Annotated in this window: 9 protein-coding genes; 3 read left to right on the forward strand and 6 right to left on the reverse strand. The window is 71.0% G+C overall.

Annotated features, from left to right (window positions below):
- The 4 genes from traB to D7Y11_RS03780 form a co-directional block, all read right to left on the reverse strand.
- Positions 1-1,506, reverse strand: a 1,506-nt coding sequence (gene traB / locus D7Y11_RS03765) for an outer membrane exchange protein TraB (protein ID WP_148139193.1), incomplete at its 3' end; no start/stop codon positions are given.
- Positions 1,503-3,614 (reverse strand): outer membrane exchange protein TraA, encoded by a 2,112-nt coding sequence (traA, locus tag D7Y11_RS03770; RefSeq protein WP_233607188.1) that lies wholly within the window; start codon positions 3,612-3,614, stop codon positions 1,503-1,505. The genes traB and traA, both read right to left, overlap by 4 nt.
- A 141-nt stretch (positions 3,615-3,755) precedes the next feature.
- Positions 3,756-4,820: a hypothetical protein gene (locus D7Y11_RS03775; protein ID WP_120574821.1), complete on the reverse strand. Its 1,065-nt coding sequence runs from the start codon at positions 4,818-4,820 to the stop codon at positions 3,756-3,758.
- An 87-nt stretch (positions 4,821-4,907) separates the two neighbouring features.
- The gene (locus D7Y11_RS03780) at positions 4,908-6,653 is read right to left on the reverse strand and encodes a GTPase (RefSeq protein WP_120574853.1); all 1,746 of its coding nucleotides are present in this window, start codon (positions 6,651-6,653) and stop codon (positions 4,908-4,910) included.
- 111 nt (positions 6,654-6,764) lie between these two features.
- On the opposite strand from D7Y11_RS03780, the gene D7Y11_RS03785 reads away from it, so the two are divergent.
- Positions 6,765-8,138, forward strand: coding sequence for a thioredoxin family protein (locus D7Y11_RS03785; protein WP_121751970.1), 1,374 nt, complete (start codon positions 6,765-6,767; stop codon positions 8,136-8,138).
- Positions 8,139-8,187: 49 nt separating this feature from the next.
- On the opposite strand, the gene D7Y11_RS03790 is transcribed toward D7Y11_RS03785, so the two are convergent.
- Both D7Y11_RS03790 and D7Y11_RS03795 read right to left on the reverse strand, forming a co-directional pair.
- Positions 8,188-9,336 carry a metallophosphoesterase gene (locus tag D7Y11_RS03790; protein ID WP_126933041.1) on the reverse strand — a complete coding sequence of 383 codons (1,149 nt, stop codon included), beginning with the start codon at positions 9,334-9,336 and terminating at the stop codon, positions 8,188-8,190.
- A gap of 42 nt (positions 9,337-9,378) precedes the next feature.
- Complete coding sequence (locus D7Y11_RS03795) at positions 9,379-10,506, reverse strand: LuxR family transcriptional regulator (protein WP_120574824.1); 1,128 nt, start codon at positions 10,504-10,506, stop codon at positions 9,379-9,381.
- A gap of 374 nt (positions 10,507-10,880) precedes the next feature.
- Between D7Y11_RS03795 and D7Y11_RS03800 the strand changes: the two genes are divergently transcribed.
- Both D7Y11_RS03800 and D7Y11_RS03805 read left to right on the forward strand, forming a co-directional pair.
- A complete protein-coding gene (locus D7Y11_RS03800) occupies positions 10,881-12,056 on the forward strand; it encodes an amino acid deaminase/aldolase (protein ID WP_120574825.1) in 1,176 nt (391 codons plus the stop codon).
- Between the two features lie 4 nt (positions 12,057-12,060).
- Positions 12,061-13,422 carry a D-arabinono-1,4-lactone oxidase gene (locus tag D7Y11_RS03805; RefSeq protein WP_120597391.1) on the forward strand — a complete coding sequence of 454 codons (1,362 nt, stop codon included), beginning with the start codon at positions 12,061-12,063 and terminating at the stop codon, positions 13,420-13,422.
- Positions 13,423-13,514: the final 92 nt, after the last annotated feature.

The raw sequence follows: 13,514 nt of genomic DNA on the forward strand, positions 1-13,514 counted from the left end.
GGTGAACTCCACGCGGCGGTTGAGGGCCATGCCCTCCTCCGTGGCGTTGTCGGCCAGGGGCATGCTGCGCCCGTAGCCCTGCGAGCACACGCGCTCCGCGGCGACGCCGGTCTCGATGAGGAAGCGCTTCACGCTGGCGGCACGGCGCTTGGACAGCTCCAGGTTGTACTGGTCGCTGGCGCGCGAGTCGGTGTGACCCTCGATGAGGATGCGGTCCATCTTCGGGTTCTCCTCCATCACCCGCGCGACCTCCTCCAGCACCGGATAGGACTCGGAGAGGATGACGTCCTGGTCGGTGGCGAAGTTCACCTGCTCCAGGATGACGATCTTGTTCCCCGACGTGCGCGCGAGCGGACAGCCGTCACGGCCGCGCTTGCCCTGCGGGACGTCCGGGCACTTGTCGATGCGGTCCACCACGCCGTCGGAGTCCGCGTCGGTGTCCGGGCAGCCGCTGTTCTCCACCGGGCCCGCGAGGTTGGGGCAGCGGTCGCGCTCACCGATGACGCCATCGTTGTCGGGGTCCACGGGCGGCGGGGGCGGCTCGGGCGGCTCCTTGAAGCGCTCGATGGCCTCCCACTCGCGCGTCTTTGCGGGCACCCAGATGATGGACGTGAAGAAGCTCAGGTTCGGCGACGCCAGCGAGCAGCCGCAGCCCAGGCCACCGCCGAAGGTGAAGGTGACGCCCAGCGAGCTGTACCAACGCAGGCCGATGAGCAGCTCCGCGGGAATCTGCCGCTCCTGGCCCGGAGCCTTCTTGAGGCCGAACGCGCCGTTCACCATGCCGAGCGCGGTGATGCCGCTGCCGCGCAAGAGGGGCACCTCCGTGCCCAGGCCGAACGGCGCCATGTCGCCCAGCTGCGTGCCGCTGAAGATGACGTCCGGCCGCTTCCAGAAGCCGCCGTTGAAGGCGAGGAGGATGCCGGACTCGAAGCGGTAGTCGAGCACCAGGCCCGGCGCCCAGGTGAGCTCGCCGTCGCCCGCGAAGGCCTCCTGCACGCCGGTGGGGAAGCTGACGTTGAGCGTGAGTGACGCGCCCCAGCCGTGGCCCTCCGCGGAGCGGCGGAAGCCGGGGATGGCCACCTTGCCCATGAGGCGGAGGTCGCCCAGGGCGAAGCTCTCCACGGGCCCTTCGGTGCCGATGACCTCCAGGTTCTGGCCGCCCTGTAGGAGCACGAGCGGCATGTCCACGCCGACCTCGAACCAGTCGAAGAGGCCCACCGTGGCCATGACATCCAGCTGGAGCCGGTTGCCCACGAGGCTGATGGAGCCCAGGTCACCGTCCTTGGGGACGAGGGAGAGCGGGTTGAGGGAGTAGCTGAAGTAGGGCCCGGCGGCGACGGACAGGTGGGACAGGGGCCGGGACTGGGTGACCATCACCAGGTCCTGCGGCGCGCCGGACGGGCGGAAGACCTGGATGTTGAAGCGCGGATCCGGCGCGGCGTGGGCGGCGGTGGACAGCGCGAGGGCCAGCAGCAGCGGGAGGAGCGGCGCGCGGGAGGGCTTCATCGGACGCGGCGAGTGGAGCGCAGGAAGAGGAAGCCCAGGGCGAGGGTGACCAGCATGGCGGTGCTGCCGGTGGGGGTGTCCTCGGCGGTGGTGCCGCAGCAGAAGGCGCCGCCCTGGGGTTCAGTGCCGGGTTTGCGGCGGCCGCGTTCGCACTGCTGGGTTTCGGCGGAGCAGAACTCGACGCCCAGGCAGTCGCCGCTGTCGGCGCAGGTTTCGAGGCAGGTGTTGGAAGTCAGGTCGCAGGTGCCGCCGCAGGGGCAGTGGGCATCGGCGAAGCACTCGACGCACGTGGAGCCGTCGCACACGCGCCCCTGCTCGCACGTCACGGCGCAGGCGCCGGTGTTGGTGCAGGTGCGGGTGGTGGGGTCGCACTTGCCGCTGCCGCAGTCGGTGTCGTTGACGCAGCCCACGCACACGCTGTTCTGCGCGGTGCCGTCGGAGAGGCAGAACGGAGCGCCCTCGCCGCACGAGTCGCAGCGCGGGCCGCAGCGCTTGTCGGTGGTGCAGGAGCTGCATTCACCGCTGACGCAGGTCTGGCCGTCGCCGCATTCCAGGTCGTTGCGGCACTGGACGCAGACCTCGCCGTCGAGACAGTAGGGGCGCTCACCGGGGCACTTGGAGCAGCCGGGGCCGCAGCGGTCGGAGGTGTTGCACTCGGCGACGCTGTCGACGCAGGCGCCGTTCAGGGTGTCGCAGCGCTGGCCGTTGGAGCACTGGCTGTCGGTGGTGCACTCGACGCAGGAGGGCGGGGCGCCGGGAGTGGGTGCGGCGCACTGGGTGCCATTGGGGCAGCAGTTGCAGGAGTTGCCGGCGCAGGCGTCGTTGGTGTTGCAAGGCGTGCAGACGTTGTTGGAGCAGCTCTCACCGCGATCGCATTGGGTGTCTTTGTTGCACTCGACGCAGGTGCTCGCGGTGAGGTCGCAGACCTGGCTGCCGGGGCACTCCGCGTCGGAGGTGCACTGGACGCAGGTGAAGTTCGGCTCGTCGCAGACCTGGCCGGAGCCGCAGTCGGAGTCGCGGACGCAGCCGGTGCACACGTTGGTGGTGGTGTCGCAGCGGCCCGTGGCGCAGTCACTGTTCTGGGTGCAAGCGACGCAGGTGAACTGGCCGTTGACCTCGGCGCAGATGGGCGCGGTTGGTCCGCACGGCGTGCACGTGTCTCCGCAAAGGAGGTTCGTGTCACAGGGCGCGCAGAGCGCAGCGGAGTTGCAGTAGTAGGACGAACCACAACTGCCATTGCCGGGCTGATTCGCGAACTGGCGGTTGCACTGGACGCACTGGTCCAGGTTGTCCGGGAACGACGGCCGGCCGGTTTCGGTCTGGAACAGCTGTGTGGGCTGGACCAGGGAGAATGGAGCGGCAGCGGAGTTGAGCGGGACGACTGGGGGAACGTTCGCGGGACGGTCGAAGTCCGTGAACGGTCCATCGAAGACCGCGAACTCCAGCGCCGCGTGCTCCACGATTTCGACGTAGAGCAGCTCAACGGGATAGAGGCCGGACTGGGTGAAGGTGACGGAGTTGGTGGTGCGTCGTGTTGCTGCACCGAGCTCCGGTGGCCGGATGACCACGTCGTAGCGCGTGCTGGCCTTGTCGAACAGGACGAAGCTGATGGCGTCGTCGGCGTAGAATCCGAAGTGCAGGACCCGCCCGACCATGGCCGGGGTGACGTTCAGGTAGCCGCGAAAGCGAGAGACGAACCGCGTGTTCGGATCGTTGTAGTGGAAGGGGCAGCCGCCCTGCGCGCAGCCCGAGACGTAGTTGACGAAGTCGCCGTAGCTCAGGATGCGACCGTCGTTCAGGTTGTTCGACAGGTCGAACGCGGAGCGCAGCACGGAGGTCATGCGCGTACCGCGGTTCTCCTCCATGTATGCATTCAGGACGTCCGTATAGAGCGACTGACTTTGCGGATACTCCGCCGCGGTGCGCGTCCACACGTTGGACGCCATGCAGAGCCCTGTGCCGACATCGTTGACCGGAGAGGGCGCCGCGGGTGCCCCCGTCACCACGACGGCCGGCAGCTTCTGTGCCACGGCAGGCGCGCTCGCGAGGCACACGGCGAGCAGGGACAGCGCGGCGTACGCGCGGAGCGGGAGGGGAGCTGTGCGCAAAGCGCGCGCAGCCTTACAGATTAAGTTGACGTTCTCAACCTTCCGCCCACGTCCCGAGTCCCAGTGCCTGAATGCGACCTGCAGGGTCCTCTGTCCCTCAGGGCCGCCATCAATCCGGACAGCGCGCAAAACAGGAAACCGTCACGCGCGACGGCACGCGACGTCCCCGTCCTGCGAGCGGATGAACGCCGCGGCGAGTTCGTTCCCCAGGGCCGCGCACAGCACCTCGAACGTCCGCCGCCGGGCTCCACCGAAGAAGCCCGGCTGCCGCGCCAGGGTCTCCGGGTGACGCACGAAGACGTTGTACCCGAGGATGCACCCGTCCGCGCGCAGCACGGTGATGCCGTCGGTGGCCATCATGCCGCGCAAGAGCTGCGCGGCCGCCCGCACCGCTGACGCCGCGCTGCCGTCCTGGGTCGCGTGGTGCCGGTCCAGCAACGCCACCACGTCCATGGGCCGGGGCAACAGGATGCCGTCCACGAACAGCGCTGAACCCGCGCGCTCGCGGGGCAGCACCGCCACCAGCGTGCCGTGCGAGGACTGCATCACCTCGAACAGCACCCGCCGGAAGAAGCCCCGCGCGTACTCGCGGCTGGAGGGCAGGACCTGCTCGGTCACCGCGCTCGCCAGCGCGTCCAGCACCGCGGAGGGCGGCTCCAGGTCGACGCGCGCGCCGGACAGGTACACGTGCCGGCACAGCCCGCCGCCTCCGCGCAGCTCGATGATGTTGTCCGCGAGCTGCAACACGCCCACCACCCGTGCGCCCCGGTCCGGCGCGTGCCGCAGGCGCTCCAGCGGAGTCTCCGCCAGGGGGAACGGATCCGTCCGGAAGATGCCGTAGGTGAGGCCCGAGGGCTCACGCAGCAGGTACAGCGCCCACCAGCGCCCCTGTCCCAGCGGCGCGCACTGCTTGAGCGCACGCTGGATGGTGTCGCGGTTGCGCGGCCCCGAGCCCAGGGGAATCGGGTCGTGCCCGCCCAGCATCTCCAGCATCGCGCCCAGGTCGTCACCCAGGAACGCGGTGGGGAACAGCAGCGCGCCCTCTTCGCGGTAGCGCGACAGCGTCACCAGCAGTTCGCTGAGCGCGTCCGCCGTCTGCGGACACGTCATGTCCGCCTCGTCGAGGAACGCACTGACGGACTCGGTCAGCAGGTGACGGAACGACAGGATGAGAGGAGAACCCGCCTCCGGGCCCGGACCGGTCATGGCGGACCCAGCATGACGCATCGGTGGCGACGAGGCACGAAGTCTCGCCGCCATCGCGGAGGCGGGACCCTGTCAGGAACCGGCCGCCTACTCCGCCGCCCGCCGTGCCGTCTCCAGGGTGGAGGCGGTGCGCAGCCAGCCTTCCGCCTGGGCGTCCAGGTGGGACAACAGCTCCGCGAAGAAGCGCTTCTCCATGGCCTGCGCCAGCGTGGCCCCGTGCGCGTCCGCCCACTTGCGCGTCACCGTCGCGCGCACCTGGGCGCCCAGCAGATCCACGAAGCGCTCCAGCAGCGGAGTGGACAGGAGCGTCCCCGCCCACACCACCGCGTCATGGCCCAGGCCGCCGGTGGCCACCGTCACCACCGCCGCCGCCCCGGACGGCACCGAGTACACCAGCGTGGTGAGCGCCTGGAGCAGCTCCTCGCGCATGCCGCCCTGCAGCTCGCTGCCCACCAGCTGGCGGCAGAAGTCATACAGCGTGGCCCGGTCCGCCGCGTGCGCGTGCAGCGCGCCCAGGTCCAGCGGTGCATCCAGCCGTCCGAGCATCGCGGGCCCGAAGGACTGCTCCAGCTTCTCCCGCGTCTCCGCGTCCCCTCGCCACGCGGCCACTTCCGGCGCGAAGGCGTCCACCAGCCTGCGCAGCCCGTCCTTCAGCGAGTCATCCACCGCCTGCGTGGGCAGCGCCTCATTCGGCCGGGGGCCGGTGAAGGAGTCACGCACCTTGCGGCTCACGAACGAGAGCGCCGTGGCCAGCCCGCGGAACGGCAGGCGCACAAAGCGGTGGAAGGTGCTGCGCGCATCCAACTCGTCGCGGAACGCATCCACGAGCACGTCCGCGGGCACGGCCTTCAGCGCCGCCTGCGCGCCAATGCCTTGCAGGTCGTGCCGCAGCCGCTGCCGCAGTCGTTCCGGCTCACGGGCCGCGCGGGTCGCCGCTCGCGCCACCGCGTCCAGCTCCGAGCGCGCATCCGACAGCGAAGCCTCCAGCGCCCGTGCCTTCAACTCGCGCGCATGTTCCGCCTGTCCCAGCAGCGCGGCGAGCGGCGGCCGTCCATCCAGCGCCTCCGTGGCCAGCGGCTTCAGCCCCGCCTCCACCTCCGGCTGGTGCGGCGCCAGGTATCGCGCGATGGGCGGATGGCCCACGTCCTGGGCCAGCTTGTCCAGGTGGCCGCGCGCCACCTCCTCGCGCGTGGCCTCGTTGTAGACGAGCAGGTACGGCTTGCCGTGGCCCACCGCGGCGCGCAGGAAGTCCACCAGCGCCGCGTTCTGGTACGTCTGCCGGCTCACCACGAACACCAGCACGTCCACCGTGACGAGCAGGGCCTCCGCCCGCTCGCGGTTGTCGCGGTACACGCTGTCGAAGTCCGGCGTGTCCATCACCAGCAGTCCGCGCGGTACGGCATCCGACAGCACCAGGTACAGCCGGCCGGCAGGCCCGGGCTCGTCCACGGGCGCCACGGTGCCGTCGGCCACCGGGATGATGTCGTAGCGCTGGGTGAGCACGTCCTTCAGCGCGCCCGTCCACGTCTCTTGATTCGCAGCGGCCAGGCACTGCTTGGTGAGTCCGCCCTCGGGACGCGCGGGGGACAGGGACGCCTTCGCCAGCGCGTTGAAGAGGGTGGACTTCCCGACGTTGTTGGGGCCGGCGATGGCCACGAGGAGCAGCGGCGCATCCTCGGCGCCGGAGCCCAGGCGGGGCAGCAGGTCGCGGCGCAGGCGTTCAGCCAGGCGGCGGGCCACGTCGGCGTCACCGCTGTCGGGGAAGCGCTCGGAGGCGGGCAGGGCGTCCAGGGCGGACGCGAGGGCGGTGCGCAGGGCGCGAGGGTCCTTCATGGGCATAAGGGGCCATGTGCAAGACAGCACGCACGCGGCGTGGTGCCCAGCGCAGTGTGCGTACACTGTCCACCGGGGACACCCCTGGAGAGGCGCGATAGGGTGCGCCGCATGCGCTCCCTCCTCGCCTGCCTGCTCCTGTCGGGGTCCATCGCCTGCACGGCCACGAACGCCAATGCGCCCGCGTCCGCCGAGGCCCATGCCGAAGGCCCGCTGCCCTTCATCCCGGATGACTACGCCCGCGCGCTCGCGGACGCGAAGGCGAAGGGCGTGCCCCTGTTCGTCGACACCTGGGCGCCGTGGTGCCACACGTGCCGCTCCATGCGCGCGTATGTCTTCACGGACAAGGCGCTGGCGAAGCACGCGGACCGCTTCGTGTGGCTGGAGCTCAACACCGACCTGACCCAGAACGCGACGTTCCAAGAGAAGTACCCGGTCGAGTTCTGGCCCACCTTCTTCATCATCGACCCGCGCGAGGAGAAGGCCCTGCTGCGCTTCGCCGGCAGCGCGACGGTGCCGCAGCTGGAGCGCCTCTTCGAGGACGGCGAGCGCGCCTACCAGGGCGGTGCCACCGGCGCGGAAGCGCTGCTCGCCCGCGGTGATGCCCTCTACGGAGAGCGCAAGCCCGCGGAGGCCGCCGAGGCCCTGTCGCTCGCGCTCGCGGAGGCTCCCGCGGACTGGTCCCGCCGGGGTCGCGCGCTGGAGTCGCTGCTGATGGCGCAGTACGGAGCGAAGCAGTACGAGGACTGCGCGCGGAAGGCGGTCGTGGAGCTGCCGAGGGTGCCGCGCTCGCTCAGCCTGGCCAACGGCGTCCTCAATGGCCTCGGCTGCGCGCTGGCCATCCCGGAAGGCACGCCCGAGGCGGCGGACCTGCGGCACGCGCTGGAGGCGAAGGCGCGTGAGGTGCTCGCGCCGCCGGCCATCGACATGGAAGCGGATGACCGCTCCGGCCTGTACGAAGTGCTGGTGGAGGCGCGCAAGCAGGACAAGGACACCGCGGGCGCGAAGCAGGTGGCCCAGGAGTGGCTGATGTTCCTGGAGGGCGAGGCCGCGAAGGCGCCGAACCCCGAGGCGCGCAGCGTGTTCGACTCGCACCGAATGCTCGCGGCGATGACGCTGGAGCAGCCGCAGCGGGCCATCCCCGCGCTCGAACAGAGCGAGAAGGACCTGCCCCAGGACTACAATCCACCCGCGCGGCTCGCGACGCTGTACCGCCTGTCGGGCCGGCTGGACGACGCGCTCGCAGCGAACGACCGGGCGCTGGCGCGAGTGCAGGGAGCGCGGCGGCTGTCCGTGCTCTCCGGCCGCGCGGACATCCAGGTCGCGCGCAAGGACTCCGCGGGCGCGGTGAAGACGCTGGAGGAGGCGCTGACCTTCGCGAAGACGCTGCCCGCCGCGCAGGTGTCCCCGCGTCAGGTGGAGTCGCTGGAGAAGAAGCTCGCCGGGCTCAAGACCCCGGCCGCCGTCCCTGGTGCGGCGCCGTAACAGAAGCACGAGCCTTCGCGCGCGCCCCGCATGAGGCACGCGCGAACGTTCACCGAGCCAGCGGCACCGCGCGACGCGCGTCCAGGTCGAGCAGCTCGAAGTCCTCCGCGCGGCCCTCGCGCATGGCGCCGTCGGTGAACACCATCACCGCCTCACCCGCGCCCGTCACTGGCGGCGGGCCGTGCGCATAGTCCACCCGCGCCCCGTCCGTCACCAGGTGGCGCAGCACTCCATCTCGCACGGGACCGGGGGACACCAGCTCCCGCACCCGCTTGTCCCGCGTGTGGCCCACGACCTGGGTCAGCCCGAGCGGCAACCGCCGGGGATCAAACCTGCGACGAGGCGTCCCCTGCACGCGCTCCTCGTCCTCCGCGGCCAGGCTGGGCCGCTGGTAGAAGATGCCCACGCCCTCGCCATCCTTCGCAGTGCCCGGATGGTGCAGTCCTGGCAACACGAGCGGCCCGCCCTTCCACCCGGCCACCGCCCGGTCCATCACGCCGTTGAGCGCCTCCGCCACCGCGCGCGCATCCCCCCATCGCTCGGGCTCGAGCCCTACGACTCCCAGGTCCTCGCGAGTGACACCCGCGTGCAGCACCAGCAGCGAATCCCCGGCCGCATGCGCCACGCGGAAGCGCCGTGCGCGCAGCAGATACTCCACCCACGCGCGCTGCTCCTCGGTCCAGGTGCTGAAGTCCCGCGCCGCCAGCTCCGCCGTAGGCAATCCAGGCCAGCGCTGGAGGAAGTCCCGCTCCGCCGCCGCGTCGGTGTCGTCCCCCGCATAGACGCGGTCCGCCTCCACCTGCGCGGCGCGGAACGTCGCATCGGTGAAGTCCGCCAGCTCTCCCACGCGGCCCAGGTCGTGGTTGCCCAGGAGCATCACCGCCTGGTCCGCCGGATGGGACGCGAGCCACGCCACCAGCCGGAGCGCGCTTCGGGCCACGCGCTCCCGGTCCGCCGCGGGACCCCAGTCGAAGTGGTCGCCCACGGAGACCAGGCACACGTCTGGCCGCAGCCCTCCCTCTTCGTCCAGCAGCCCGTGCAGCGACAGGATGGACAGCACCCGGTCGAAGTCCGCCTGCGGGTCTCCCATCGCCACGTGCAGCGTGCGGCGCTGGCCATCCGCCGCCAGCGCGTGTGGCCCCTTCGCCACCGCCGCGTCGGCGCGGGCCAGCGCCTTCCTCAAGAGCACGTCGTCCATCCCTCCATCCTAGTCATGCGCCGGGCAGTGCCCACCGGCCCATCAGGACTGGAAGAAGCGCGAGATGAGCGCGGAGCGGCTCTCCACCTGTGCCTTGTTCAAGAGGTGCGTGACGTGCACCTCCACCGTGCGCTCGGCGCAGCCCAGGTGCAGGGCGATGGCCTTGTTCGTCTCCCCTTGCACCACGTGCTCCAGCACCTGCGCCTCGCGCGCGGTGAGCCCCCAGCGCTGGGTCAGCACCGGCAGGCGCGAGGTCGGATCCATCGGCGGTCCGGGGTCCAGCACCAGGTAGTGGTCAGGCAGCCCCTGCGTGCGCAGTGGCCCGGAGGAGAACAGCGGCCCCGCGCCCGGGGGGCTTCGCAGACACTCGCGCACCTGCGTCGCCAGCGCCTGCGAGTCCTGCTCCCACCGCGCCTGACCCGCCTTGTTCGCGTGCATCACCCGGCCGCTGAACGTGACGACCCATGCGGGCCGCCCCAGCACCTCCAGCGCCGCGCCCAGGGCCGGCCCCAAGAGGCCCGCCTCGCGCAGCCGCCGGTCCATGGCCATCCGCCGCTGGATGGCGGGCGTCAGCGCCTGCAACAGCCGCTGCTCCCGCTCCGTGAAGGGCTCGGCCCGGAAGGCGCCCACCCAACCCAGCATCATATCGCCTTCACACACCAGCACCCGCAGTTGCGCGAACTGCTCCAATCCCAATTGCCGATAGAGATTGAAGGCATACCCGGCCAGCTGCGTCCGCGCGTGCTCCCACTCCGCCTCGCTCAATCCCAGCCGCTCCCACAGAGGGCCCTCGCCCTCGCCGGTGATGGGCAGGGCCCGCAGCGTCTCCGATATTCCCAGGGGCGAGAAGCGCATCGCCCGGTTGCGCTGGGCCAGCGGCGGACGCGCGGGATCGAAGTACCCGAAGCGGCTCCCCGCCGGCGGCAGCGACGCGTCGAAGGCCTCGGACAGGATGGAGGGCGGCTGCGGGAAGCCGACGCCGTGAACGAATGCCGTGTGATAGCGGTCTGGGCCCACGTCCACGCCGTAGGCCGCCGTCCGCTCCGCGCGCAGGGCGCTTCGGAGCGCGGCGAGGACCGTCGGCAGGGCCTCGGAGCCGGGCTCCAATCCCTCCAGCAGGCCCTCCAACTCCTGCAAGAGACGTTGGTCCTCGGAAATCAAATCAATCACGATTTTCTTACTATAGCCGTTGGGGACAATTGGAAGACTTGTGAGGTCGGGAGTGGAATCAGTGCTTCTTCCGCCTGTCCAGGTCGGAAGTGATTTCCTGCCCCCCGAGTCGTTTGGGACTCGCGTGATTTCCTCAATAGAAATGACTTTCGGCTGACGGCACCATGGCGTCACGTGCCCTTCCGGGGGGGTGGGCCGACCTAGGAGTCGAAGTATCCGCGTGTGCGCGCGCCGGGCGTTCCCCCAGGGATGTCCGGCGCGCTGCCCCTTTTGCGGCTCCTCTCCCTGCCTGTCCACCACCCCACGCGCCCGGTGCCATCATGCTCCGGACCCGAGGGGGCGCGGCGATGATGTCCGCGCCCGGAGGCACTGACATGCCGCGTGATTACGCCTACTACGCCCAGGCGCTGGAGGGACGGAGGCTGCCCCTGGCCTTCGCGGACCTGGACCTGCTGAACGAAAACGCGGCGGCGTTGGTGCGGCGCGCGGGAGGGTTGCCGGTGCGGGTGGCCACGAAGTCGGTGCGGTGCGTCGCGCTGCTGCGGCGCGTGCTCGACGGGCATCCCGGCTTCCAGGGCCTCATGTGCTTCAGCGCCGACGAGGCCGTGCACCTGCGTGAGCGCGGCTTTACCGACCTGCTCATGGGCTACCCCGTCGTGGATGCCGAGGCCCTGGCGGAGCTGTGCCGGCCGCCAGCGCCCGTGACGCTGATGGTGGACTCGGTGGAACACGTGGCGCTCGCCGCCCGCGCGGCCCGCCGGCATGGGACGCGAGCGCCGCTGTGCCTGGACGTGGACCTGTCCGTCGACCTGCCGGGCCTGCGCTTCGGGGTGCACCGCTCGCCGGTGCGCTCGCCGGAGGACGCGCTGGTGGTGGCCCGGAGCATCGCGGCGGAAGGGGACGCCGTGTTCCTCGCGGGCGTCATGGGCTACGAGGCGCAGCTCGCGGGTGTGCCGGACGCCGCGCCGCACGCGGGGCCGAAGAACGTGGTCATCCGCGCGCTCAAGCGGGGCTCGGTGGGCCGCGTGCACTCGCGCAGGCAGGCGGTGGTGGCCGCGCTGAAGGAAGCGGGGTTCGCGCCGCGCTTCGTGAACGGCGGTGGCACCGGCAGCCTGGAGTCCACGCGCGAGGACGCGAGCGTCACGGAGCTCACCGCGGGCAGCGGCCTGTACTCGCCCGCGCTCTTCGACGGCTATCGCGGCTTCCACCATCAGCCCGCGGTGGCGTTCGCCATCCCCGTCACGCGACGTCCCGGCCCGGGCCTCTTCACGCTGCAGGGGGGAGGCTTCGTGGCCTCCGGCTCGGCGGGCGTGGACAAGCTGCCCGTGCCCTACCTTCCCGAGGGCGCGAAGCTCCTCCCGCTGGAGGGCGCGGGCGAGGTACAGACGCCCATCGCGTACGCGGGGCCGGTGCCGCTGCCCCTGGGCGCGCCGGTGTTCTTCCGGCACGCGAAGGCGGGCGAGGTGTGTGAGCACTTCCGCACGCTGCTGCTCATCTCCGGCGGCCGCGTCGTGGAAGAGGTCCCGACCTACCGGGGCGAATGGGGGTGACGGCATGACGACCGAGGCGGCGAAGACGAAGACGTGGCGCAACTGGTCCGGCGGGGTGGTGGCCCATCCCTCCGGTTTCCTCCAGCCGGACTCCGTGGACGCCCTGAAGGCCGCGCTCCGCGACGCCAGCGCTCAATCGCGCACCGTGCGCGTGGTGGGCAGCGGCCACTCGTTCCCGCCGCTGTGCGCGACGGACGAGACGATGGTGTCGCTCGAAGCGCTGCGGGGCCTGGTGTCCGTGGACGACCGCACGCGCGAGGCCGTGGTGTGGGCGGGCACGAGCCTGCGCGAACTGGGGACGCTGCTCGCGTCGCACCGGCTCGCGATGGAGAACCTGGGCGACATCAACAAGCAGTCGCTGGGCGGCGCGCTGGGCACGGGCACGCACGGCACGGGCGTGGGACTGGGCATCCTCTCCACGCAGGCGGCGGAGATGACGCTCGTCACGGCGAGCGGGGACGAGGTGACGTGCTCGGAGGACACGTCGCCGGAGTTGCTCCAGGCCGCGCGGGTGTCCCTGGGCGCGCTGGGCGTGGTGACGCGGGTGCGGCTGCGCTTGCTGCCGGAGTACCGGCTGCGGCTGACGCGGCGGAACCTGGGGCTGGAGGAGTGCCTGGCGGGATTGGATGAAGCGCGGGCGCGCCACCGGCACTACGAGTTCTTCTGGTTCCCGCACTCCGACCGCGTGATGACGAAGGCGATGGACCTCACGGACGAGACCCCGCACGGGGTGGGCATGGGGCGCTGGTTCAGTGAGATGGTGATGGAGAACGCGGTCTTCGGCGCGGTGAGCCGTGCGTGCCGGATGCGGCCTGCGTGGTGCGCGCCGGTGAGCCGGCTGTCGGCGAAGCTGGCGTCGGAAGGCGTGCTGGCGGGGCAGAGCCACACGCTGTTCGCCACGCCGCGGCTCGTGCGCTTCCAGGAGATGGAATACGCCGTGCCGGTGGAGCGAGGGCCTGACTGCCTGCGCGAGCTGTCCGAATACATCACGCGCGAGCAACTGCCCGTGCACTTCCCGGTGGAGTACCGCTTCGTGCGCGGCGACGACGTGTTCCTCAGCCCGGCGCACGGCGGGGACCGCGCGTTCATCGCGGTGCATCAATACCGGGGCATGCCGCTGGAGCCCTACTTCTCCGGCGCGGAGGCCATCTTCCGCAACCACGGCGGCCGGCCGCACTGGGGCAAGCTGCACACCCAGACGGCGGAGACACTGAAACACCTGTATCCCCGCTGGGATGACTTCCAGCGCGTGCGCGAGCAACTGGACCCGGAGGGACGCTTCCTCAATCCCTATCTGAAACGTCTCTTCCTGGAGGAGGGTTCCCACCGGACCCGGGGTGAAATCGGAAGCGCGAGGCTCGCGTAAGGCGCGAAGCGCGTGACGCACCTTGGAGGCGGATTTTCGCGTCGTATCGCGTCAGACGATCCAGCAACCTCTCGATAATGCACAATCCAGCG

It is taken from the genome of Corallococcus sp. AB018 (assembly GCF_003986945.1).
Taxonomy (GTDB): Bacteria; Myxococcota; Myxococcia; order Myxococcales; family Myxococcaceae; genus Corallococcus; species Corallococcus exiguus.